Consider the following 22124-nt stretch of genomic DNA (forward strand, 5'->3'; position numbering starts at 1 on the left):
ATGGATTGGGTCAACGCCATTGTTCAGGGAATTCTGCTCGGCGGGTTATACGCGCTGTTCGCGGCCGGCCTGTCGCTGATTTTCGGCGTGATGCGGCTCGTCAACATCGCGCATGGCGACTTCATCGTGCTTGCCGCGTTTCTCGGGCTTACGATCACCACCACGCTTGGCCTGTCGCCCCTGGTGGCGCTGGCGCTGGTCGTCCCGGTGATGGCGGCTATTGGCTACGTGCTTCAACGCGGCATCCTCAACCGCACCCTGGGGGAAGACATTCTGCCACCGCTCATGGTGACCTTCGGGCTGTCGGTGATCATCCAGAACGGCCTTCTGGAAATCTACAGCGCCGATCCGCAGAAAATGAGCGCCGGTTCCCTAGAAACCGCGAGCCTGTCATTGCCCGGCGATCTCAATGTCGGCGTCCTGCCGATCCTGATGTTCGTCGTGGCGGTGGCCGTCATCGCCGGTCTGCAATGGATCTTCTATCGCTCCTCCCTCGGCCGTGCCTTCCGTGCGGTGTCCGACAACCAGGACATCGCCCAGCTCATGGGGCTGAACAAGGCCCATGTCTTCGGAATGGCCATGGCCTTGTCCCTGGCGGTGGTCGGCATCGCCGGCGTCTTTCTTGGCATCCGCACAAGTTTCGACCCGTCCATCGGCCCCGGCCGCCTGATCTTCGGCTTCGAGGCGGTGATCATCGGCGGGCTCGGCAATCTCTGGGGCACGCTGGTGGGCGGCATCATTCTGGGTGTCAGCCAGAACATCGGCGCCCAGATCAATCCCGGGTGGCAGCTACTCGCCGGTCACCTTGCTTTCCTCTTCGTGCTCGCTGTCCGCCCGCGTGGCCTGTTTCCCAGGATCGACTGATGACAACCGAACACACATATTCGATTTCACGATCCTCGAAGGCCAGCCTGATCGCAGCTGTTCTCGGGCTGCTGGTGCTGGTGGTTCTGGCCGCGGCGCCGCTGTGGGCCGGACGTGCCGACATGCGGCTTCTCAGCGAGGTGTTTCTCTATCTGTCCCTGGCGTGCCTGTGGAACCTGCTCGCCGGTTATGCGGGACTGGTCTCGGTCGGCCAGCAGGCGTTTGTCGGCTTCGGCGGCTACATGCTGTTTGCCCTGGCGATGTTTGCCGGCGTCTCACCGCTTGCGGCCATTCCGCTGGCCGGAATTCTGGGCGCGCTGGTGGCTGTTCCTGTCGCCCTGCTGATCTTCCGTCTGCGCGGCGCCTATTTCGCGATAGGCACATGGGTGATTGCCGAGGTCTTCCGCCTGTCTTTCGCCCAGATATCCGCGCTTGGCGGCGGATCGGGAACCAGTTTGCCGGTCGCCCTGGTGAGATCGATCGCCTCCAGCCGGTCGATGCGCGAGGCAACCACATACTGGATGGCGCTGGGCATGGCCGTTCTGGTGCTGGTGGTGATCTATGCGCTCTTGCGCTCGCGCAAAGGACTGGCCCTGACTGCCATCCGCGACAGCGAACTGGCCTCGCAGAGCTTCGGCATCGATATCTGGTGGCACAAGTTTGCCGTCTATCTCATCACGGCCGGCCTTACGGCGATGACCGGGGCGCTGATTTTCCTGCAAAAGCTGCGGATCTCGCCGGATGCCGCCTTCAACGTCAACGACTGGACGGCCTTTGTGATCTTCATCGTCGTGATCGGCGGCATCGGTACGCTGGAGGGGCCGATCCTCGGCGTGATCGTGTTCTTTCTGCTTCGTGAAACCCTGGCCGATCTCGGTTCCACCTACCTGCTGATCCTCGGTGCCGTGGCGATCGTGGTCATGCTCAAGGCCCCGAAAGGGCTCTGGGGAATGCTCAAGGAACGCACCGGCCTGGAACTGTTCCCGCTGTCGCGGCGAGTGGTGAAAAACAAGACTTGAAAAGGGAGGCGGCATTGGCTCGCAAACGCAACAAGACCATCATCACCTGCGCGGTCACCGGGGCAATCCATACCCCGACCATGTCCGATGCCCTGCCCTACACCTACGACGACATCGCCAGGCAGGCCATTGATGCCGCGGAAGCGGGTGCATCCATCCTGCACCTGCATGCGCGCAACAACGAGACCGGAGCCCCCTCCGTCGACCCTGCCGATTTCGCGCCGTTCCTGCCGCGCATCAAGCAGGCGACCGATGCGGTCGTCAACATTTCGACCGGCGGATCGCTCACGCTGTCCATACAGGACCGGATCAGGCCTGCGGCCACCTTCAGCGCGGAAATGTGCTCGATGAACATGGGCAGCATGAATTTCTCGTTCCATCCGCTTGCTGGCCGGTACGACAGCTGGAAGTTCGACTGGGAGCGCGACTATGTCGCCAACTCCGATGGCAATATCTTCCGCAACACCTTCCGGGACATTCGCGAGGCCGCCGAGACCCTGGCCCCGCATGACATCAAGTTCGAGCACGAATGCTACGATGTCGGCCACCTCTACAACCTGAAATTCTGCATGGATTCCGGGCTCTTCAAGGCGCCGATCTTCATCCAGTTCGTCATGGGCATTCTCGGCGGCATCGGCGCGGATATCGACAATCTGGTCTTCATGAAGAAGACCGCCGACAAGCTGTTCGGCGACGACTATCGCTGGTCGGTCCTGGCTGCGGGGATCTCCCAGATCCCCATGGCCACCACGGCAAGCCAGATGGGCGGGCATGTTCGTGTCGGTCTGGAAGACAGTCTGCTTATCAGCCGCGGCACGCTTGCCGACTCCAACGCCCAGCAGGTCGCCAAGATTCACCGGATCGTCGAGGAACTCGGCAGCGAAGTGGCAACACCCGACGAGGCGCGCGAAATGCTCGGCCTCAAGGGTGGCGACAAGGTAAATTTCTGAAAGGCCGACCATGCTCACGCTTTACCACGCACCGACCAGCGTCTGTTCCCAGAAGGTCCGGGTGGGCCTTGCGCTCATGGAGCTTCGTTACGAGAGCCGCATGCTGAACCTTCAGGCAGGCGACCAGTTCGAACCCGACTACCTGAAACTGAACCCGGACGCGGTGGTGCCGACGCTGGTCGACGGCGATCTCGTCGTCGTCGAATCGAGCCTCATCCTCGCTTACCTCGACCGGGAGCATTTCAGTTCGCAACTGATGCCCGCCGATCCGGCGGGAAGGGTGCGCGCGGAGCACTGGCTGCTGCGCTGCCTGTCCATTCATGCGGCGATCAACACGCTCAGTTTCTCCACGGCGATGCGCAAGAAGATCCTTGCCGAAAAGACTCGGGAGGAGATCGACGCCCTAGCCGCCAAGTTCCCGGACCCGATCATGGGGCTGAAGCGCAAGGACCTGATCCTGAACGGCATCGCGTCCCCCTATGTCGGCCAGGCCCTGGTGCATCTGCGGCGTCTGTTCATCGACATGCAGGACGAGCTTGAAGAAGGCCCCTGGCTCGACGGCAACCGGGTCGGCATCGCCGATGTTGCGCTTGTCGCCTATGTCGACCGTCTGGAGAGGCTGGGGTTCAGTGGTTTCTGGGAGGAGGAGTTTGCCCGCGTCGGTCCCTGGCTCGACACCTGGAAGGCCCTTCCGGCTTATGCCACCGGCATCGCCGGTCACCTGCCGCCTGGAACCGCCGAGACAATGCGATCCGGGGGACGCGCGCACTGGCCCGAACTGGCGCAGCGCTGGAAAAAGCTTGCCGACGAAACGCAATGAGAATTTCCCGCCCTGTCCGGGCGGGAGAACGGCGGGCTGGACCCGCGGTGAATTGGGAGGAGAAGTAATATGAGAAATCTGAAAACGATGGCGGCCGCCGGGGTGTTCATGGCGGGTATGTTCGCCGGTCCGGCAATGGCTGAGACGCTCAAGGTAACCACGTTCCTGCCGCCGGTGCACACCTTCGTCAAGGCGATCAATGCCTGGGGCGAAGAGCTTACGGTCAAGTCCGGCGGCGAACTGGAGCTGGAAGTGTTTCCGGCCAGCCAGCTCGGACCGGCACCCCGTCAGTTCGATATCGTCCGCTCCGGTGTTGCCGATATCGCGATCTTTCTGCATGCGGTCACGCCGGGTCGGTTTCCGATAACAGAGCTGGCCGGGCTGCCGCTGACGCATCCCTCCGCCGGGGATTCCAGCGCGATCACGTCGCGCCGTCTGACGGAACTTGCACCCGAGTATCTCGCTGCCGAGCATGAAGGAACGCGCATTCTCTGGGTGGCGGTCACGCCGCCGCTCAAGATCAACCTGGCAGATGCCGATCCGAGTGACCTCGGCAACCTGAAGGGACTTCGCCTGCGGTATGCCGGCTCCACCTGGCAGCAGATCGTCGAAGCGCTCGGTGCATCGCCCGTACCGGTTCCGCCCGCCGAAACCGGGGAAGCCATTTCAAAGGGCATTGTCGACGGCGCCACCTTCCCCTTCGAGGCGACCATGGCGTTCGACCTGGGGCCGGTTCTCAAGTACTCGATGGAGCCTGGCCTTGCATCGGCGACCTTTGCGGTCGTGATGAGCGATGCCGCCTATGACCGCCTGTCTCCCGAGATGCAGAAGCTGATCGACGAGACGACCGGTCCGGATCGGGCCGCATGGTTCGGCGGTCTCTGGGACGAGGGTGAGGATCACGGCCGCAAGTACATGGTCGATTCCGGCGTCAATATCGTCTCGCTGAATGACGCGCAGGTCGAAAGCCTGCAGGAAACCTTTGCGTCCATTGTCGAGAGCAGTAAGGAAAATGCGGGCGACAAGGCATCGGCCTTCCTCGAGGCCTATACGAAATGATGACGGCGCGGCCCGCCGGGTGGCGGGCCGCGGCATCTGCCTGAAAGGCGCGTTTGATGTTTGAAAGCCCTGAAAAGACTGATCCCGTAACCCGCATCATGCATCTGATCGCGGGAATCGCACTGGTCGCGATGATGCTCGTCGTGGTCGGCGACATCGTGCTGCGTGCCGTCTTCAACATCCCGATCCAGGGGGCGTATGACGTGGTGGGCATCGCGCTGCTGGTGATGACGATGTTCGGCATCGCGCCGGTGGTGGCCCGCCGGGGAGAGATCGTCATCGATCTGGCAGACGCCTTTCTGCCGGAGGCGGCTCTTCGGGTGCTCGCGGTCATCTCGGCGCTAACGGGCGTTTTCCTGTTTGCCTTTTTCGGCTGGGCGATGTTCGCGCCGGCAATGGACGCCTGGCGCTGGGGCGAGCGCTCGCTGGAGCTGGGCCTCCCGAAATGGCCGCTGTGGCTCATTGCCTTCACCGGGCTTGTCGGCATTTTCTGGGCCTACCTGCTGCAGGTTCGCCAGTCGCTTCGCAAGGCTCCCGCAGCTCCGGATGAAGAGGGCGGGTTGTGAGCAGTTTTGTCCTCGGTCTCGGCGGCATCGCCCTGATGCTGGTCTTCCTGTTCCTGCGGCAGCCGGTCTGGCTGGCGTTGGGGGTCATCGGGCTTGCCGGCAACTGGATCCTCAACAGCCTGATGTCCGCGAAATTCATCGCCGGCACCACGATGTTCGACGTTGCCTCCAACTACAATCTCTCCGTCATACCGCTGTTCATCCTGATGGGCGAGATCGCCACGGGATCGCGGATGTCGGCGGAATTGTTCAATGCCGCGCGCGTGGTCCTGTCCGGCGTTCGTGGCGGCCTTGGCCTTGCCACCCTGGCGGCGTCAGGAGCGTTCGGCGCGATCTGCGGCAGCTCCGTCGCCACCGCCGCCAGCATGACCCGCATCGCGATGCCGGAAATGACGCGCGCAGGCTACAAGCAAGGCTACGCCGCAGCGTCCGTCGCCGCAGGCGGGTCGCTCGGCATCCTGATCCCGCCGTCCATCATTCTCGTCATCTACGGCTCGATCACCGAAACCTCGGTGGCGCGCCTGTTCGCTGCGTCCATGTTGCCGGGCCTGGTCCTGCTCCTGCTGTATGTCGCCGTGGCGCTTGTCGTGGCCCATCGCGGGTCCGCCGTACCCCACGAGACTGCCGCCTCCTTTCGCGAACGGGTCAGGGCGCTCAAGGGACCGTGGCAGTTCGTGGTGCTCTTCGTCCTGACGATCGGGGGGATTTATGCCGGGCTGTTCAGCCCCACGGAGGCTGCGTCCGTCGGGGCCTTTGGGGCAGCTGTACTGGGCTTCATGCGCCGATCCCTCACGCTAAAGGGCTTCTTCGATGCGGTCAGGGCCAGCGTTCTTGTGTCCTGCGCGCTCTTCATGATCATCATCGGCGCGACCCTCTTTGCCAATTTCGTGGTCCAGACCCGACTGCCGGATACCCTGCTGGCGCTGGCCCAGTCCGCAGACCTGTCGGCCTGGCAGGTGATGGCGATCATCGTTGCCATCTACATCGTGCTCGGCTGCTTCCTGGAAGGCATCGGCATGGTGCTGATCACCGTGCCCGTGTTCCTGCCGATCGTTGCCGGGTTCGGTTTCGATCCGATCTGGTTCGGCGTGCTGGTGGCCCTGCTGGTCGAACTCGGACTGATCACTCCGCCTGTCGGCATGAACCTCTTCATCATCCGTGCCCAGATGCCGGAAGTGCGCATGCAGGAGCTCTACCGGTCGATCCTGCCCTTCCTGATTGCGCCGGTCATCCTGATCGCGATCCTGTTTGTTTTCCCGTCGCTGGCGCTCTGGCTGCCATCCATCTTGTATTGAGGACCCGATGTCGATCCTGATCCTGGAATCGAATGCCGAATTCTATGCCTCCAGACTGGCCGAAGCTGTGCCGGATCTGGAATTCAAGTCCGCGACAACGGAAGACGAGGCCCTGTCGCTGGCCGGCGACGCCAGGGTTCTGGTCGGGCTCGCTCCCTATCTCAGCCCGAGGCTCATCTCCGCCTGCGGAAAGCTCGAATGGATACAGGCGCTGACAACGGGGGTGGACAACCTCAAGGGTCTAAAAGACATCGCGATCACCAATTGCCACGGCATTCACGGACCGCAGATGTCGGAACTGGCCGTCATGATGATGCTCGCCGCTCTGCGCGATTTCCCGAAGATGCTCGCCAACCAGAAAGCACATGTCTGGGAGCGCTGGCCGCAGCCGATCCTGAGCGGGCGTACCGCCTGCATTGTCGGCCTCGGCGCCATCGCGGAGCATCTTGCCGGCGTTCTTGCGGCGTTCGGCATGACCGTCACCGGCGTGTCCGGTGGCCGCAGCGAAGCGCCCGGCTTTGCGAGGATCTTTCCGCGCGAACGGCTTGCCGAAGCAGCCGGTGAGGCGGATTTCCTTGTCCTGCTGACACCCTACAGCCCGCAAACCCATCATATCGTCGACGCGGCGGTGATCGCCGCCATGAAGCCGACCGGCATTCTGGTCAATATCTCCCGTGGCGGCTGTCTCGACGAGGCCGCCCTGGTGGAGGCCTTGCGCGCCGGGCGCATTGCCGGGGCTGCCCTGGATGTTTTCTCCGCATCGCCGCTGCCACCGGACGATCCCCTGTGGGACATGCCGAACCTGATCGTCACACCGCACATCGGCGGTTTCTCCGACGTCTACCACGAGCAGGCGCTGCCGATTCTCGTGGCCAACATGGCCGACTACGCAAAAGGCGGCGTGGCTGCACTGAAGGGAAGGCTGGACCGATGACCAATTCACCGATTTCGGCGCGCGAGCTCGACCGGCGCCAGGCGTTGGCGCGCGGCGTCATGAAAGATCTCGGACTGGACGCCCTGGTCTGCCAGGCGCGCGAGGACTGGATGGGCGGCTATGTCCGCTGGCTGACCGATGTTCCCGCCAACAACGGTTATCCGCGCACAGTAATTCTCTTCGCCGACCGGCCGATGACCGTGATCGAGATGGGCGCCTTCGGCACGGACCGGCCGGCCGATCCGCTCGCCGTGCAGACACGGGGCGTCGACCGGGTGCTGGGAACGCCGTCCTTCCACACGATCGACTACACCATCGATTACGACAGCGATCTGGCGGTGACCGCCCTGAAGGAGGCCGGGGCGAGGCGGGTCGGGACACTTTGTCCGGCCGCGCTGCCGCACGGGCTGATGCGCGCGCTGGAAGCAGCTTTCGAACCGGTTGATGCCACCGATGCTCTCGACCGGGTGAAGGCCGTCAAGAGCGAGGAGGAAATCGCGCTTGTCCGGCAGGTTGCCGCGCTGCAGGACAAGGTCTTCGAAGAGGTCTGCGACTTCATCCGGCCGGGTCTGACCGATCGCGACGTGGCAGCTCACGCGGAAGCCGTCGGCCGTCGGCTCGGCTCCGACCAGGGCATCTATCTGGGCCTCTCCGCGCCCCTCGGTCAGCCCTCGAGATTCATGAACCGGCCTTTCCAGACCCGCGAGATCCAGCCCGGCGACCACATGTCTTTGCTGATCGAGATCAACGGTCCCGGCGGTCTCTACCTGGAGATAGCCCGCACCATGGTGCTGGGAACGGCCGACGATCATCTGCTGCAAGCGTTCCAGAACGTGAAAGATGCCCAGGACCACACGCTTTCGCTGATGAAACCGGGAGCGGAGCCGGCTTCCATCGCGGCGGCACACGACGCCTGGATGGAAGCGCGCGGACTGCCGCCGGAGATCCGGCTTTATGCCCATGGACAGGGCTGCGAGATGGTGGAGCGGCCGCTGATCCGCCGCGACGAAACCATGCCGCTGGCGGAAAACATGTGTCTGGCCGTCCACCCGGGATACGACGACGGCCGGGTTTTCGCGGTGATCTGCGACAATTACCTGGTCACCGAAGACGGTGTCAGCGATTGCCTGCACAAGACTGACAAGAAGATTTTCGAACTGTGAAGGACCCCGCAATGAAGCTGACCCCGAAGATCCTCCTCGAAGAGCACTTCATGCACCCGGATTTCGTCGACTACTGGGCGACGACGGCGCCGAACATCAGCCCGGACCTGTTCGGCAAGGCACGGACAGCGCTTGAGGATTTTGGCCCGATGCGGCTGGAGGCGATGGACGGAATCGGCGCGGAAAAAGCCGTCCTGTCCTTGGCGGGTCCCGGCGTCCAGGTGGAAAAACGCACCGAAACGGCCGTGCGCCTGGCACGTCAGGTGAATGATTTCCTGGCTGCCGAAATGGCGAAACGGCCGGACCGTTACGGCGGATTCGCTCATCTTGCCATGCAGGACCCCGTCGCGGCCGCCGACGAACTGGACCGCTGCGTGACTCAGCTCGGCATGCAGGGTGCGATGATCAACGGCCAGACAGGCGGCACCTATCTCGACGACGACCGCTATGCGCCGTTCTGGGAGCGTGCCTCGCACCTTCAGGTGCCGGTCTATATCCACCCCAACAACCCGCCCGAACAGGTGCACATGTACAACGGGCATCCGGAGCTCTGGGGACCGGTCTGGTCCTGGACGGTGGAAACGGCGACCCACGCACTCAGACTGGTCTTTGCCGGCACCTTTGACCGCTATCCCGGTGCGAAGCTGGTGCTCGGACATCTCGGCGAATGCCTGCCCTACCTCATGTGGCGGCTCGACAGCCGCTGGGAGATCTCCAACCGCGGAGCCATGCGTCTGGAAAAGGATCCGTCCGCCTATTTCAGGGACAACATCTGGGTAACCACCTCGGGCATGTGTGCCGACGCACCCCTGCGCTGCGCCCTCGACATGATGGGCGATGACCGGGTGCTGTTTTCGGTCGATTATCCGTTCGAGCAGGCAGCCGAGGCTGGCGAATGGATCGAACAGGCCCCCCTCACCGACTGTGAGCGCGCGAAGGTCTGTCACGAAAACGCCCGTGCCCTGCTGACCCTCTGATCTGGCCGGGACCCGCCGCAATTTGCGCGTGCGGGCCTGTCAGGTCGCTATGGTTCCTCCCCCGGTAAGCCGCCCACGTTGGGCGGTTTACTGGTTTGAGAGGGCAGGATTTTTAACGCCTGACCGCGGGAGCGGTTGCGGGAAAGGCTGACGCGCGGCTCTTCAGCCGGAGCCGGTCACACTACCGTCTGGTGGCGCTCGATGCAGGTTTTCAGAACGGTATCCGGGTCTTTTGTCCACCAGGTGTCCTGCGAGAATATTTCGACTTCGCAGGAACCTGTATAACCGGCGTCCTCAACCCAGCCGCGGAGCTTCTTCAGATCGATCACACCGTCGCCGGGCATGCCGCGGTCCAGCAGCAGGTCCTTCGTCGGCACCAGCCAGTCGCAGACGTGCCAGGCGAGCAACTGGCCGTTGCGGCCGGCCCTGGCGATCTGCGCTTCGATATCCGGATCCCACCAGACATGATAGGCATCGAGCGCAACGCCGACGCCGTCTCCAAGCCGGTCGCACATGTCCAGCGCCTGAGCCGTCGTGTTCACGCAGGCCCGGTCTGCAGCATACATGGGGTGGAGCGGTTCGATGGCCAGCGGCATTTTGCAGGAGCGGGCGTATTCGGAGACCGCACCGATGCCGTCGAAAACCTGGCTCCGCGCCAGTGCCAGATCGCGCGATCCTTCCGGCAGGCCGCCGACGACCAGAACTAGGCATTCGGCGCCCAGGGTCGCCGCTTCGTCGATGGCTCGTTTGTTGTCCTCGATATTGGCCTGCAGTCCGGCCTTGCCCGCCGCCGGAAACATGCCGCCCCGGCACAGGCCGGTCACCTTCAGTCCGGCATCGCGAACAAGTCTTGCGGCCTCATCCAGGCCGCATTCCGCCACCTGATCGCGCCAGGGGGAGATGCCGCCAATGTCATGACGGGCGCAGCCGTCGATGATTTGCGCCAAGGTCCACTGTTTGCGCACGGTTGCCGTGTTCAGCGACAGCAGGGACGTGTCTTTTGAAAGGTCGCGCATGGTCAGCCCTCCAGACCGTGAATTTTGAGCAGGGTCTTCATGCGCGCGGCGGCAAGGTCCGGGTCGCGCAAAAGACCGGCGGCATCGGCCAGCCGGAAGATTTCGCTCAGATGCAGCAGTGACCGGGTGCTTTGCTGCCCGCCGACCATGGTGAAATGGCTCTGGTGTCCGTTGAGCCAGGCCATGAAGACGACACCGGTCTTGTAGAACCGTGTCGGCGCCTTGAAGATGTGCCGCGACAAAGGCACCGTCGGGGCCAGGATGTCGTGGAATGCCTTCATATCCTGGCGGGCCATTGCCTGCAGGGCTGCGCTTGCGGCAGGCGCGATCGCGTCGAAGATTCCCAGCAGGGCGTGTGAATAGCCCTGGTCGTCGCCCGCAATCAGGTCCGGATAGTTGAAGTCGTCCCCGGTATACATCAGCACGCCGTCCGGAAGCTGGCGCCGCATCAGGATTTCCTTCCGGTCGTCCAGCAGGGAAATCTTGATGCCGTCGATCTTCGCCGCATTGGCATTGATGACCTCAAGACAGGTCTTCATCGCCGCCATGTGGTCGTCGTTGCCCCAGTAGCCTTTCAGGGCGGGATCGAACATCTCGCCAAGCCAGTGAAGAATGGCCGGTTCCTTCAGTTGCCCGAGGATACGGGAATAGACCTTCACATAGTCGTCCGGGGATTTCGCCACCGCCGCCAACGCCCGGCTTGCCATCAGGATGATGCGTCCGCCTGCCGCCTCGACGGCCTCGGCCTGTTCCTCGTAGGCGCGGATGACATCGTCGATGGAAAGCGAGGGATCCGGCGTGATGTGGTCGGTTCCCACGCCGCAGGCAACCAGAGCCTTGCCGTCGAAATCGCGCGCCGCATCGACGGAGCGCCGGATCAGCTCGAGCGACGACGGCCAGTCGAGGCCCATGCCGCGCTGCGCGGTATCCATCGCCTCGGCAACGCCAAGGCCGAGCGACCAGATATGCCGACGGTAGTCGATGGTCGCGTCCCAGTCGATGGCCGTCTCCAGCCAGGGGTCGCAATCCGCCAGCGGATCGGCGACAACATGTGCCGCCGAATAGGCGATCCTCGGCAGATCGCCTGCCGGCCCGCCGGCCCGGGCGGTGAAGTCGCGCGGAGCGGAAAGCGTGAAGGATCCGACGGTGCCGTCCATGGCGGGCAGGTTCAGGGCGATCATGGCTCAGACCTCCAGCTCGGGAATGTCGATCCAGCGACGTTCCGCCCAGCTCTTTTGGCCGAGTTCGGCAAGCTGCACGCCCTTTGCGCCCGACAGAAGGTCATAGGACCACGGTGTATCCTCGAAGAGGTGGCGAATGAAATCCTCCCACTGGACCTTGAAGCCGTTGTCATAGATCCGGTTGTTCGGCACTTCCGCCCAATCGTCATAGAAGTTCATCGTCTGGGGAACATCTGGGTTCCAGACGGGCTTGGGCGTGTTCACCCGTGACTGGGTCTTGCAGCCGTGAAGACCGGCGACGGCCGAGCCGAGGGTTCCGTCCACGTGGAAGGTCACCAGATCGTCCCGGTGCACGCGCGTGCACCACGAACTGTTGAGCTGCACGACGGCGCCGCCCTCGAGCTCGAAGGTGGCATAGGCTGCGTCATCGGCGTCGGCGGTGTAAGGCTGGCCGTTTTCGTCATAGCGCTTGGGAATATGGGTCTTGCCGAGGCAGGACACGGAGCGAACCGGGCCGAAAGTATGATCGAGCACGTAGCGCCAGTGGCACAGCATGTCCAGAATGATGCCGCCGCCGTCTTTCTTGCGGTAATTCCAGCTCGGGCGCTGCGCATCCTGCCAGCCGCCCTCGAACACCCAGTAGCCGAATTCCCCGCGCACGGAGAGAATGTCGCCGAAGAAGCCGTTTTCGCGCAGCGCCTTCAGTTTCATCAGGCCCGGCAGGGACAGCTTGTCATGAACGACGCCGTTCTTGACGCCTTTCGCCTTGGCGTATCTGGCAAGATCGAGAGCGACATCCAGCGTTTCGGCGGTCGGCTTTTCGCTGTAGACATCCTTGCCCGCGTCCATGGCTTTCTTCAGCAGCTCGGCGCGAAGCTGTGTCGAGGCCGCATCGAAGAAAAGCCGGTCGTCGGGATTGGCCAGGGCCGCATCGACATCCGTGGTCCAGCGTTCCACACCGTGCTGTTTGGCCAGGCGTTCGATCTTGTCGGCATTCCGGCCGACAAGGATCGGATCGACAACCACCCGGTCGCCGTTGGAAAGAACGACACCGCCCTGCTCGCGGATGGCAAGGATGGAACGGATGAGATGCTGGTTCATACCCATCCGGCCGGTGACGCCGTGCATGATTATACCAAGCCGTTGCGTTGACATTGTTTACTCCCGATAAACTGCAAGTGATTTTTGTTGGGGTTGGTCTGCGGGCCGTCTCATCGTGCGGCCTCCCAGAGTGACTTGACGGTTGTCGCCGCGCAGGCGGCGGTGATGCGGGCATCCCCGCTGACGACAAACGGCTCGACGGCAAGCGGCTTGTCCCAGCCGCATTCCCGTATGGCCGTCAGGATTTCCTCGAACGGATCGTCACCGGTGCCCGGTGCGCCGCGATTGGTGTCGTTGAGCTGAATATGGCCGATCCGTCCGCCCGGCAGCTTGTCGCGGATCAGGTCGGCGACCGGCCTGTCTTCGGTCAGGCCCGCCGCGCTGGTGTCGATCATCGTAAGGAAGGCGGGATGGTCGACGAGGCGCAGAAGCTCCTCGGCTTCGTCCACCGTGTTGATGAAATTCGTCTCGTGCCGTGAAAGCGGTTCGATGCAATAGGTGATGCCGCGCTCTCCGGCGGCCTCCGCTACCGGGCGGAAAAAATCGGCAACCCGTGCAAGCGTATTTGCAGGGGTTTCGTTCGGATCCCGGCGGCGCTGGCCCGGAGAACCGTGCACCATCACCGTTCCGCCGAGCTCGGCGCACAGGTCGAGAAGACCCAGCAAGGTGTCCTGGGTGGACGTTTGAACGGTCTGAAACAGGGAGGTGATGCAAAGTTCGGGATAGGGCCGCAACAACCAGTGCAGACCGGTTACGCGCATGCCTTCATTTTCCACCGCCGCCCGCAGCTTCGCCGCTTCGGCGGCCGGGATCGTATGCGGGGCCTCTCCCAGCGTTTCCGGCGCGATCTCCAGGCCCCGGTATCCGAGGGAGGCGCAGATGCTTGCCTGTTCGGCAAGGCTCAGGCCCTCGAACGCGAGCAGCTCGTTGCAAAACGACAGGAAGGGGGAGCTGGTCATCGATTTCAATCCGCGATCAGATACTTGAGGATCATGTCCTCGGCCTGGCGGATGCGTTTTTCCAGCCAGGCGTCGGAGCCGATGTCCGGATCGAAGACGATCGACAGCGTGTAGGTGTTGGACAGCGGAAAATAGAACAGGCTGGCGATGGAGAGATAGATCTCGACAGGATCGACTCCCTTGCGGAAGACGCCGCTTTTCTCGCCGCGCAGCAGGATCTCGCGCAGGAATTCCACCAGAGGGGAATTGAGTTCCGCAAGGCCGTCCAACTGGCGGATGGTCTGGCCGCGGCGTTGATTTTCCGTGTTCAGAAGCCTGAGGAACCAGGGATTGTCCCGGAAGTGATAGGCCGTGAAGCGGAGCAGTTCGACAATGGCGCTCTTGGGGTCGAGCTTTTCCAGATCCAGTTTCCGCTCGCCCTCGCGGATCTGCAGATAGGCTTCACGCAGGACGACCGCATAGAGCTCTTCCTTGTTGCCGAAATAGGAATAGATCATCGCCTTGTTGGAGCCGGCCCGTTCCGCGATGCGGTCGATGCGGGCACCCGTATCGCCATATTCGGCGAATTCGGTCATGGCCGCCGCCAGGATTTCCTTCTTGGTGCGTTCCGCGTCGCGTTTCGGCGCCTTGGCAGTGCGCGGTTCGACCGTGCGGGGGATGTCCCGTCCTTTTTGATCGGATGTCATCGTGCGTCCTTTCCTGCCCTCATGAGGGATCTTGCGATGCCCGAGGTGTTTTTCCGCACGAAGGGAATGCCGGCCAGGATCGTGAAGGCAATAAGCGCGACGAAAATCATGCACAAAGGTCTTGTAAAGAATGGGGAAATGTCGCCGTCGCTCAGGGTCAGGCCCCGCCTGAGGTTCTTGTCGAGCAGGTCCCCCAGAATGATGCCGAGCACAAGTGGCGCCATGGGATAGCCGAAACGCCTCATGAAAAAGCCCAGGATGCCGAAGACGACCATGACCCAGACGTCGAACAGGCGCTGTGTCAGCGCGAAGGGGCCGATCACGCACAGCGCGAAGACGACCGGCATCAGCCGTTCGCGCGGGATCCTGAGAACCACCTCGAAGACCGGAGCCAGCGAGATCCCGAAGACGAAAATCGCGACCGTGGCCAGGAACAGCATTACCGCAACGGAATAGATGAAATCCGGCTGCTCGATCATGATCATCGGTCCGGGCCGGATGCCGTGAATGAACAGCGCGGCGATCAGGACGGCCGCGGGAGCCGATCCGGGCACGGCCAGCGTCAGTGCCGGGATAAGCGCGCCGGGCACCACGGCACTGTTGCCGGTTTCCGCCGCGGTCAGGCCTTCGATGGAGCCTTTGCCGTAGGTGTCTTTTTCCTTGCTGGCTCTCTTGGCCGCCGCATAGGACGCCCAGGCGCCGATGTCCTCGCCCACACCGGGGATCAGGCCGACAAAGGTGCCGATCACGCCGGAGCGCAGCACGGTGACGCGGTATTTCCAGGCTTCCTTGAACCGGGGCAGGCCGGAGCCTTTTTCCCGGGTGGATTTCACCATATCGGCCTTCGGCTGCCACATGACCATCAGCACCTCGGCAAAGCCGAAGGCGCCGACCATCGCCGGAATCAGGCCGATGCCGCCATTGAGGTCGGAAAATCCGAAATTGAAGCGCACATGGGCATGAATGCCTTCCGAGCCGATCATCGCCACCATTAGTCCGAGAATGCCGGCGATATAGCCCTTGATTGGAGCGCTGCCCCCCGTCAACTGACCGGAGATGATCACGCCGAAAACGGCCAGCCAGAAATATTCGAAGGAGCCGAACCTGAGGGCGAGTTCGGAGAGCGCCGGGGCAAGGGCGATGAGCAGGACGATGCCGACCAGGGTTCCGAGCGTCGACCCTGTCGTCGCGACGCTCATCGCATAGGCCGCGCGGCCCTGCTTTGCCAGCGGAAAGCCGTCCAGCGTTGTGGCGGCACTTGCAGGGGTGCCGGGAATGTTCAACAGGATGGCGCTTCGCGAACCGCCGTAAATCGCTCCGACATACATGCAGATCAGCACCAGAATGGCGGCGTTTGTCGGCAGGGAATAGGTCAGCGTGGTGAGCAGCGCGACGCCCATGGTCGCCGTCAGGCCGGGAAGACTGCCGACCGCGATGCCGAGCAGGGTCGCCCAGGCGGCGTGAAACAGCATTTCCCAGGTTGTCAGGGCCGCAAAGGCGTTGCCGAGTTGGACGAATGTTTCGATCACGGCAGCCTCACCAGGAATGCGTAGCGGAAAAGGATGCTCATGGCGGTGGCGACAAGAATGCCGAGCGCGATTGCGATGACGGCTACCTTGATCAGATGCGCGCGGCCCTTGGCCGGATCGGCTTCAAAGGCAATGACGAAGCAGGCGATGAAAAACGCCGTCGCCACGCCGAAGGGAATGTTTCCAACGAGGCCGAGGGCATAGATGCAGCACAGGACAGCGGCCGTCGCCAGATCGCGAAGGGAGCCGGGCGCACTGTCTTTTGTCCCTTCAGGAGCGGTTTCGGCCACGGGTCGAGTGCGCGCCTGCACGAACAGGACGATGGCGGCGACCGCAAGGGCAACCCCGAGCAGCATCGGAACCAGACCGGGGATGCTTGCGGGATGGATCTGCCGGATTTCCAGCCTGTCCATGGTCCAGCCGCCGTAGGTGAAGGCGGCGCCGAGCAGAAAGAGAAAGGGCGCGGTGTAGAGATCGGCACGCATGCGCGGGGCCTCGATTTTTCGGAAGTCTTCTTTTGGGTTGTGCCCGCCGGCCCCTCTGGGAGAGACCGGCGGACACAAGGTCCGGAACGCACACAGGCCTTACGGGCAGGTGATCCCGATGGTCGACGGATCGATCACCGCTTCACCGCGTGTCACGCGGGCGCAGGCTTCCGCGATCACCACCGGCATGGCCTTGTCCATGGCCGTCTTGCCGGATGCGGGGTCGAACACTGCCCCACGGCTGGTGGCGTATTCCTGCAGCTCTTTCGAGTTCTGGATTTTCTCATTCCAGATCTTCTCGACCGTCTCATAGACTTCCGGCGGAGCACCGACCGGGATCAGGATGCCGAAGAAATCCGCGGCAATTTCCATTTCCGGCAACCATTCGGTGATCGACGGGATCGGATCGAGACCTTCTACGACGAGCGGCTTGTCGGCGAGAACCGCCAGCGGACGCAGCTTGCCACCCTTGATCATTTCCGTCTGTTCGACTGCGAGCTGGGTCGTTGCGATGGCTTCGCCGCTGGCTGCCGCGATGGCTGCCGGATTGCCGCCGTCATAGGAAATCATCCGGGCGCCGATGTCGCCTGCGGCTTCCTTGATGGCCGCAAGTGCCATGCCGCCGGAGGAATTCACACCGGCCGTGGCGACGGTGACATCGTCGGACCTGGTTTTCATTGCCTCGAGCAACTGGCCGAAATCCTGATACTTGGAATCCGCGTTGACGGAAACGACCGGCACGTTGGCCACATGCAGGTAGATTTCATAATCGGCTATGCTGGTGTCTTCGATCAGTCCCGTGACAGCGTAGGTCGCGTTGTTGGCAACGGCGTTGGCGGTCCAGGTATAGCCGTCGCGCGGTGCGTCGAGGGCGGCCTTGGTGCCGATCGAGCCGGAAGCTCCGGGCTGATTGACCACGACGACGGATGTGCCAAGCGCTTCCTCCAAAAGCGGCGCGACAACCCGGGTCACCTGGTCGGTTGAGCCACCGGCGGACCACGGAACGATGATATTGATTGGTTTGTTCGGCTTCCAGTCCGCATGCGCGGGCAGTGCCGCGCCGACCGCAAGAGCGGCCGCGAGCGCAAAAATTTTCATGGTTTCCTCCCGTCAGGGTTATATAACTGACTAGTTGGTTATAAGTGGAGATCGGCAAATCTGTCAACACGCCTACGTGCCGAATAACGGCGGCAAGGACGCTTCAGACGAGAGACAGTGGTCTGGATGTATGGGCGGATAAACGTCCGTGCTCGGCCGCGACGGAGGGCGTCGGGCCGCTCAATTCGGCGGGAAACAGAGGATACTGCGAAGCGCAAACCCCGGATCCGCACTGCCGGGAGTGGTGCACAGCTGCGCGTGGATTGCCTCGCCGGACATCACGCACACTGCATCGGCAGATCCGGAATTATGGGGTGTCGCCCATCGCGTCTCGCGTTCAGGCGGAACCTTGAGTTTGGGAAGACGTCGGAGGCAGCGTTTGCCTTGAAAATACGTTCGGGCGAGCGCCAGGATTCAATTTATCGCAGTGATCTCTAGGCGAAAAAATCCTGGTTGGCGTTCATCAGCCCCGACAGCTTGCCGAGCACGCAGCGGACATGGGTCTGCATGACGGCCTCGGCGCGCTCCCGGTCGCGTTCGCGGATGGCATTGAGCATCGTCAGATGCTCCGACAGAAGTTGCTTCTTGTGCGCCTCGTCGTCCATTCCCAGGTGCCGCAGTCGGCCGAGATCGGCCATCTCCCGCTTGTAGAGCAGGTGCACCTGTTCCATTCCGGTCGCTGTCGCCAATCCGTTGTGAAAAGCCTCGTCTTGCTTGTAGAAATCGAATTTTTCGGGATCCTCGATCGCCTGTCTCTGACGCTCGAGAACGGCTGTCAGCTTTTCGTCGTCCTTCTCCGGGATGCCGTATTCGCAAAGCCGGCGGACGATGCCCAGTTCAAGGCATTCGCGAATGAACTGCGCGGCGCGGATCTTTTTTTCCGAAAGTTTCGCGACATAATTTCCACGGCTTGGCCGGGTCACGATCAGGCCCTGTTCGCGCAACTGGGTCAGAGCCGACCTCACCGGGGTGCGGCTGGCGCCGAAGCGCAGACCGATCTCCGATTCCGACAAGGTGCAGCCGGGCGGGAGCTCCATGTTCAGGATCGCATCGCGCAGGCTGAGAAAGATCTGGTTGCCTGCCGGTCGATCCGGATCCAGCTCTGTATGCTCGATATCACCAACTCCAGATGTCCGCATGTGTGTTCCGATCGCCGAAGCAGTCCCTCTGTTGCATGCCGGTATACAGGTACTTGTCAGCCCGATTCAAGTCTGCTAACCCTCATGGCGGTATATCGGTATACCGGTATCCCATAACACAAATTGACCGGGGGGAACAGATGGGAGTTGCTGGAGACCGCGTTTCGCCGCCATTGGGGGTGGCGCTTGTTGGAGCGGGCATGGTTGCGAGTACGCATCTTGCGGCCATCGCCCATGCCGGGGATCACGTGACCCTGCGCGGCGTTCTCTCCAGGAGGGCGGAACGGGCGCAAGCGCTGTTGGCCGGTTTGCCGGACAATTACCCTGCTGCGCCGGTAGTCTACCGCGATCTCGAACAGTTGATCGCCGATGACACGGTGGACGCCGTGATCATCATGACACCGGCGAATGTGCGGCTGGACCTGATCGGGCCGATTGCCGGCAGCGGAAAACATATCCTTCTGGAAAAGCCGGTTGCAAGAACACAGGCGGAAGCAGAAACCGTCGTGGAGCTTTGCGAAAAAGCCGGCATCCATCTCGGCATTGTCTTCCAGCATCGTTTTCGTGAGGCCTCCCTGAGCGCAAAACGACTTGTGGAAGATGGCGGCCTCGGCCGGCTCGGAGCGGTCGAGGTCGCCGTGCCCTGGTGGCGCGACCAGTCCTATTACGACGAGCCCGGACGCGGCACATATGACCGCGATGGCGGCGGCGCGCTGATCAGCCAGGCAATCCACACCATCGACCTGATGTTGTGGCTGACCGGACCGGTCCGCCGGGTGCAGGCGCTGACGGCAACGAGCATCTTTCACAAGATGGAGGCGGAGGATTTCGTCGTTGCCGGGCTGGAATTCGCCAATGGCGCGCCCGGATCGTTCACCGCCAGCACCTGCAGTTTCCCCGGGTCGTCGGAATCCATCGCCCTGCATTTCGAAAAGGCCAGCCTGCGTCTCGAGGCAGGGGTGCTCACCGTCAACTGGCGAAACGGAAAAACCGAAACCTACGGCACGAACAGCGCGACCGGCGGCGGCGCCAACCCGATGGCCTTTACCCATGAATGGCACCAGTCCGTTCTTGAAAATTTCTCCGGTGCGGTCCGCCGCGGTGTCCCACCGGCAATCACAGGCCGACAGGCCCTGGCCGCGCAGCGGCTGATCCATGCAATTGAACAATCCGGACAAAAGGGCCGGATCTGGGAGATGACCTGATGAAATTTGGTGCGATTGGAATTGACCACCTGCACATTTACGGAATGTCGCAGAACCTGATGGCCGCGGGCGGGGAATTTGCTGGCTGGTGGACCGAAGGCGAACCGAAGCCGTTGCAGGGGTTCCTGAAGCGGTTTGCGGATATTCCCCGGGCTCCGGACGCTCAGACGCTGTTCGACGATCCGGAGATTGAAATGATCCTGATCTCCTGCATCCCGCGTGACCGTGCCGAATGGGCGATCAAGGCGATGGAAGCCGGCAAGGATGTCATGGTCGACAAGCCGGGCTGCGTGACGCTTGAGGAGCTCGACCGTATCAAGGAAGTTGCCGCGCGCACCGGGCGTATCTGGAGCATCGATTTTTCCGAACGCTTCGAGGTACCCTGCGTCACCAAAGCGGCCGAACTGGTGCAGTCGGGTGTGATCGGCAAGGTCGTGCAGACCCTGGGCATGGGCCCCCACCGGCATAATGCGCATATGCGCAGCGACTGGTTTTACGACCCCCGGTCCTATGGCGGCATACTTGCCGATATCGGCAGCCACCAGATCGACCAGTTCCTGTTCTTCACCGGCTCCACCGATGCCGAGGTGGTTCACGCCAGCGTCGGAAACTATGCCAACCCGGACAAGCCGGACCTGCAGGATTTCGGCGAGATCGTTCTGAAAAGCGATCAGGGGCACGGATATGTGCGTGTCGACTGGTACACGCCCGACGCGCTGCCGACCTGGGGGGATGGCCGTCTGACCATTCTTGGGACCGAAGGCTATATCGAGCTGCGCAAATATGTCGATGTCGCGACCTCCGAAGTCACGGACACGCTGATCCTGGTGAACGGCGAGCGCTGCGAAAAGATAGACGCCCGCGAGGCCGGCCTGCCCTATTTCGGGCGTCTGATCGAGGACGTCAGAAACCGCACCGAGACCGCCATGCCCCAGGCGCATGCTTTCAAGACGATGGAACTGGCCCTGAAGGCCCAGGTTCTGGCGGAAAGGAAAGCGAAGTGATCCGCGTCGCGATTGTCGGGGCCGGAATCGGCCGTATGCATCTGGACGGCTATCGGGAGCTTCCGGACATGTTCGAGGTACGCACGATCTGCGACCTTGATCTGAAGCGCGCGGCCGAGATGGTCTCCGAGCAGGAAACCATTGCCCTGAGCAATGACATCCAGACCGTTCTGGCGGATCCGGAAATCGATCTGGTCGATGTCTGCCTGCCGCCGCAACTGCATTTCGACGTGACGAAGAAGGTGCTGCAGGCGGGCAAGCATGCCATTTGCGAAAAGCCGCTGGTTCGCTCCATTGCCGAAGCCGACGAGCTGATCCGGATCGCCAGCCAGACCGGCAAACGCATCTTTCCCGTGTTTCAGTACCGCTACGGCCCGGCGACGGCCCGCTTGAAGGCCCTGATCGATGCGGGGCTTGCCGGAAAACCCCTTGTCGCCACGGTGGAAACGCACTGGAACCGCCGGGAAGACTATTATGCGGTCGACTGGCGCGGCACGTGGGCCGGCGAAAGCGGTGGCGCCATTCTCGGGCATGCGATCCACAACCACGATCTGCTCTGCCGGTTCATGGGGTCGGTCAGCAATCTGTCGGCGATGCTCGACACACGCGTCAACGACATCGAGGTCGATGACTGCGCGGCAATTTCCATGCGCATGGAAAACGGCGCCCTGGCGACCAGTTCGGTCACGCTCGGGTCCTCGGACGAGGTTTCCCGGCTGCGGTTCATTTACTCCGGCCTCACCGTCGAGTCCGGGACCGAGCCCTATACGCCGGCCCAGGGGACGTGGCGCTACATTGCCCGCGACCCGGACAACCAGCCGCGCGTGGATGAAGTGGTTGCCTCGATTCGTGAAGCCAAATGCGGGTTTGCGGGTTTCTTCGAAGCCATCGGCGAGGCTCTGGGAGGGGCGCCGGGCAACGAGGTGACACTGGAGGACGGTCGCCATTCGATCGAGCTGGTGACCGCAATCTACCAGGCCGCGCGCAGCGGCGGGCAGGTGTCACTGCCATTGGGAACGGCGTCCGGCCTCTACCGGGGATGGACGCCATAAACGTCTGAAAAGTCATTCAATC

The 22124-nt window shown here is 62.5% G+C and carries 22 protein-coding genes; 13 read left to right on the forward strand and 9 right to left on the reverse strand.

All coding sequences use genetic code 11. The features are described from left to right. The 10 genes from Q1B40_RS00090 (at nt 1) to Q1B40_RS00135 (ending at nt 9647) form a co-directional block, all read left to right on the forward strand. Nucleotides 1-864 carry a branched-chain amino acid ABC transporter permease gene (locus Q1B40_RS00090; RefSeq protein ID WP_299808153.1) on the forward strand — a complete coding sequence of 288 codons (864 nt, stop codon included), beginning with the start codon at nt 1-3 and terminating at the stop codon, nt 862-864. Beyond that, complete coding sequence (locus tag Q1B40_RS00095) at nt 864-1883, forward strand: branched-chain amino acid ABC transporter permease (protein WP_299808155.1); 1020 nt, start codon at nt 864-866, stop codon at nt 1881-1883. The genes Q1B40_RS00090 and Q1B40_RS00095 overlap by 1 nt, the downstream gene beginning before the upstream one ends. A 14-nt stretch (nt 1884-1897) precedes the next feature. Further along, complete coding sequence (locus tag Q1B40_RS00100) at nt 1898-2833, forward strand: 3-keto-5-aminohexanoate cleavage protein (protein ID WP_299808157.1); 936 nt, start codon at nt 1898-1900, stop codon at nt 2831-2833. Between the two features lie 10 nt (nt 2834-2843). Beyond that, complete coding sequence (locus Q1B40_RS00105) at nt 2844-3653, forward strand: glutathione S-transferase family protein (protein WP_299808160.1); 810 nt, start codon at nt 2844-2846, stop codon at nt 3651-3653. 69 nt (nt 3654-3722) lie between these two features. Continuing rightward, on the forward strand, nt 3723-4712 hold the full coding sequence (locus Q1B40_RS00110; protein ID WP_299808163.1) for a TRAP transporter substrate-binding protein: 990 nt from the start codon (nt 3723-3725) through the stop codon (nt 4710-4712). 56 nt (nt 4713-4768) lie between these two features. Further along, on the forward strand, nt 4769-5278 hold the full coding sequence (locus Q1B40_RS00115) for a TRAP transporter small permease (protein ID WP_299808166.1): 510 nt from the start codon (nt 4769-4771) through the stop codon (nt 5276-5278). Continuing rightward, the gene (locus Q1B40_RS00120; protein ID WP_299808170.1) at nt 5275-6573 is read left to right on the forward strand and encodes a TRAP transporter large permease; all 1299 of its coding nucleotides are present in this window, start codon (nt 5275-5277) and stop codon (nt 6571-6573) included. Before Q1B40_RS00115 ends, Q1B40_RS00120 begins: the two co-directional genes overlap by 4 nt. A gap of 7 nt (nt 6574-6580) precedes the next feature. After that, complete coding sequence (locus tag Q1B40_RS00125; RefSeq protein ID WP_299808173.1) at nt 6581-7507, forward strand: D-2-hydroxyacid dehydrogenase; 927 nt, start codon at nt 6581-6583, stop codon at nt 7505-7507. Continuing rightward, the gene (locus tag Q1B40_RS00130; protein WP_299808182.1) at nt 7504-8670 is read left to right on the forward strand and encodes a M24 family metallopeptidase; all 1167 of its coding nucleotides are present in this window, start codon (nt 7504-7506) and stop codon (nt 8668-8670) included. The genes Q1B40_RS00125 and Q1B40_RS00130 overlap by 4 nt, the downstream gene beginning before the upstream one ends. An 11-nt stretch (nt 8671-8681) precedes the next feature. Further along, on the forward strand, nt 8682-9647 hold the full coding sequence (locus Q1B40_RS00135) for an amidohydrolase family protein (RefSeq protein WP_299808185.1): 966 nt from the start codon (nt 8682-8684) through the stop codon (nt 9645-9647). A gap of 176 nt (nt 9648-9823) precedes the next feature. On the opposite strand, the gene Q1B40_RS00140 is transcribed toward Q1B40_RS00135, so the two are convergent. The 9 genes from Q1B40_RS00140 to Q1B40_RS00180 form a co-directional block, all read right to left on the reverse strand. Then, entirely contained in the window at nt 9824-10663 is an 840-nt protein-coding gene (locus Q1B40_RS00140) for a sugar phosphate isomerase/epimerase (protein WP_299808187.1), read from the reverse strand. Nucleotides 10664-10665: 2 nt separating this feature from the next. After that, the gene (locus Q1B40_RS00145) at nt 10666-11844 is read right to left on the reverse strand and encodes a dihydrodipicolinate synthase family protein (RefSeq protein ID WP_299808190.1); all 1179 of its coding nucleotides are present in this window, start codon (nt 11842-11844) and stop codon (nt 10666-10668) included. A gap of 3 nt (nt 11845-11847) precedes the next feature. Beyond that, complete coding sequence (locus Q1B40_RS00150) at nt 11848-12999, reverse strand: Gfo/Idh/MocA family oxidoreductase (RefSeq protein WP_299808193.1); 1152 nt, start codon at nt 12997-12999, stop codon at nt 11848-11850. 56 nt (nt 13000-13055) lie between these two features. Continuing rightward, nucleotides 13056-13904 (reverse strand): sugar phosphate isomerase/epimerase, encoded by an 849-nt coding sequence (locus Q1B40_RS00155; RefSeq protein ID WP_299808196.1) that lies wholly within the window; start codon nt 13902-13904, stop codon nt 13056-13058. A 5-nt stretch (nt 13905-13909) separates the two neighbouring features. After that, the gene (locus tag Q1B40_RS00160; protein ID WP_299808200.1) at nt 13910-14590 is read right to left on the reverse strand and encodes a TetR family transcriptional regulator; all 681 of its coding nucleotides are present in this window, start codon (nt 14588-14590) and stop codon (nt 13910-13912) included. Beyond that, entirely contained in the window at nt 14587-16119 is a 1533-nt protein-coding gene (locus Q1B40_RS00165; RefSeq protein WP_299808203.1) for a tripartite tricarboxylate transporter permease, read from the reverse strand. Before Q1B40_RS00165 ends, Q1B40_RS00160 begins: the two co-directional genes overlap by 4 nt. Then, complete coding sequence (locus tag Q1B40_RS00170; protein ID WP_299808206.1) at nt 16116-16604, reverse strand: tripartite tricarboxylate transporter TctB family protein; 489 nt, start codon at nt 16602-16604, stop codon at nt 16116-16118. Before Q1B40_RS00170 ends, Q1B40_RS00165 begins: the two co-directional genes overlap by 4 nt. A gap of 99 nt (nt 16605-16703) precedes the next feature. Further along, the gene (locus Q1B40_RS00175; RefSeq protein ID WP_299808209.1) at nt 16704-17702 is read right to left on the reverse strand and encodes a tripartite tricarboxylate transporter substrate binding protein; all 999 of its coding nucleotides are present in this window, start codon (nt 17700-17702) and stop codon (nt 16704-16706) included. 434 nt (nt 17703-18136) lie between these two features. Continuing rightward, nucleotides 18137-18841 carry a GntR family transcriptional regulator gene (locus tag Q1B40_RS00180; RefSeq protein WP_299808212.1) on the reverse strand — a complete coding sequence of 235 codons (705 nt, stop codon included), beginning with the start codon at nt 18839-18841 and terminating at the stop codon, nt 18137-18139. A 140-nt stretch (nt 18842-18981) separates the two neighbouring features. On the opposite strand from Q1B40_RS00180, the gene Q1B40_RS00185 reads away from it, so the two are divergent. Genes Q1B40_RS00185 through Q1B40_RS00195 form a run of 3 tightly spaced genes read left to right on the forward strand, consistent with a single transcriptional unit; the run spans nt 18982 to nt 22102 of the window. Then, on the forward strand, nt 18982-20046 hold the full coding sequence (locus Q1B40_RS00185; protein ID WP_299808216.1) for a Gfo/Idh/MocA family oxidoreductase: 1065 nt from the start codon (nt 18982-18984) through the stop codon (nt 20044-20046). Further along, entirely contained in the window at nt 20046-21050 is a 1005-nt protein-coding gene (locus Q1B40_RS00190) for a Gfo/Idh/MocA family oxidoreductase (protein ID WP_299808219.1), read from the forward strand. The genes Q1B40_RS00185 and Q1B40_RS00190 overlap by 1 nt, the downstream gene beginning before the upstream one ends. Next, a complete protein-coding gene (locus Q1B40_RS00195; protein ID WP_299808222.1) occupies nt 21047-22102 on the forward strand; it encodes a Gfo/Idh/MocA family oxidoreductase in 1056 nt (351 codons plus the stop codon). The genes Q1B40_RS00190 and Q1B40_RS00195 overlap by 4 nt, the downstream gene beginning before the upstream one ends. Nucleotides 22103-22124: the final 22 nt, after the last annotated feature.

The sequence above is a fragment of the uncultured Roseibium sp. genome, from assembly GCF_947496995.1.
GTDB lineage: Bacteria > Pseudomonadota > Alphaproteobacteria > Rhizobiales > Stappiaceae > Roseibium.

What these genes read in the sequence shown, in the direction of transcription:
- Q1B40_RS00125 (WP_299808173.1), top strand. Translation starts at nt 6,581, where the DNA reads ATGTCGATCCTGATCCTGGAATCGAATGCCGAATTCTATGCCTCCAGA.
- Q1B40_RS00105 (WP_299808160.1), top strand. Translation starts at nt 2,844, where the DNA reads ATGCTCACGCTTTACCACGCACCGACCAGCGTCTGTTCCCAGAAGGTC.
- Q1B40_RS00170 (WP_299808206.1), bottom strand. Translation starts at nt 16,604, where the DNA reads ATGCGTGCCGATCTCTACACCGCGCCCTTTCTCTTTCTGCTCGGCGCC.
- Q1B40_RS00115 (WP_299808166.1), top strand. Translation starts at nt 4,769, where the DNA reads ATGTTTGAAAGCCCTGAAAAGACTGATCCCGTAACCCGCATCATGCAT.
- Q1B40_RS00160 (WP_299808200.1), bottom strand. Translation starts at nt 14,590, where the DNA reads ATGACATCCGATCAAAAAGGACGGGACATCCCCCGCACGGTCGAACCG.
- Q1B40_RS00155 (WP_299808196.1), bottom strand. Translation starts at nt 13,904, where the DNA reads ATGACCAGCTCCCCCTTCCTGTCGTTTTGCAACGAGCTGCTCGCGTTC.
- Q1B40_RS00095 (WP_299808155.1), top strand. Translation starts at nt 864, where the DNA reads ATGACAACCGAACACACATATTCGATTTCACGATCCTCGAAGGCCAGC.
- Q1B40_RS00130 (WP_299808182.1), top strand. Translation starts at nt 7,504, where the DNA reads ATGACCAATTCACCGATTTCGGCGCGCGAGCTCGACCGGCGCCAGGCG.
- Q1B40_RS00150 (WP_299808193.1), bottom strand. Translation starts at nt 12,999, where the DNA reads ATGTCAACGCAACGGCTTGGTATAATCATGCACGGCGTCACCGGCCGG.
- Q1B40_RS00140 (WP_299808187.1), bottom strand. Translation starts at nt 10,663, where the DNA reads ATGCGCGACCTTTCAAAAGACACGTCCCTGCTGTCGCTGAACACGGCA.
- Q1B40_RS00135 (WP_299808185.1), top strand. Translation starts at nt 8,682, where the DNA reads ATGAAGCTGACCCCGAAGATCCTCCTCGAAGAGCACTTCATGCACCCG.
- Q1B40_RS00185 (WP_299808216.1), top strand. Translation starts at nt 18,982, where the DNA reads ATGGGAGTTGCTGGAGACCGCGTTTCGCCGCCATTGGGGGTGGCGCTT.
- Q1B40_RS00175 (WP_299808209.1), bottom strand. Translation starts at nt 17,702, where the DNA reads ATGAAAATTTTTGCGCTCGCGGCCGCTCTTGCGGTCGGCGCGGCACTG.
- Q1B40_RS00090 (WP_299808153.1), top strand. Translation starts at nt 1, where the DNA reads ATGGATTGGGTCAACGCCATTGTTCAGGGAATTCTGCTCGGCGGGTTA.
- Q1B40_RS00190 (WP_299808219.1), top strand. Translation starts at nt 20,046, where the DNA reads ATGAAATTTGGTGCGATTGGAATTGACCACCTGCACATTTACGGAATG.
- Q1B40_RS00110 (WP_299808163.1), top strand. Translation starts at nt 3,723, where the DNA reads ATGAGAAATCTGAAAACGATGGCGGCCGCCGGGGTGTTCATGGCGGGT.
- Q1B40_RS00145 (WP_299808190.1), bottom strand. Translation starts at nt 11,844, where the DNA reads ATGATCGCCCTGAACCTGCCCGCCATGGACGGCACCGTCGGATCCTTC.
- Q1B40_RS00180 (WP_299808212.1), bottom strand. Translation starts at nt 18,841, where the DNA reads ATGCGGACATCTGGAGTTGGTGATATCGAGCATACAGAGCTGGATCCG.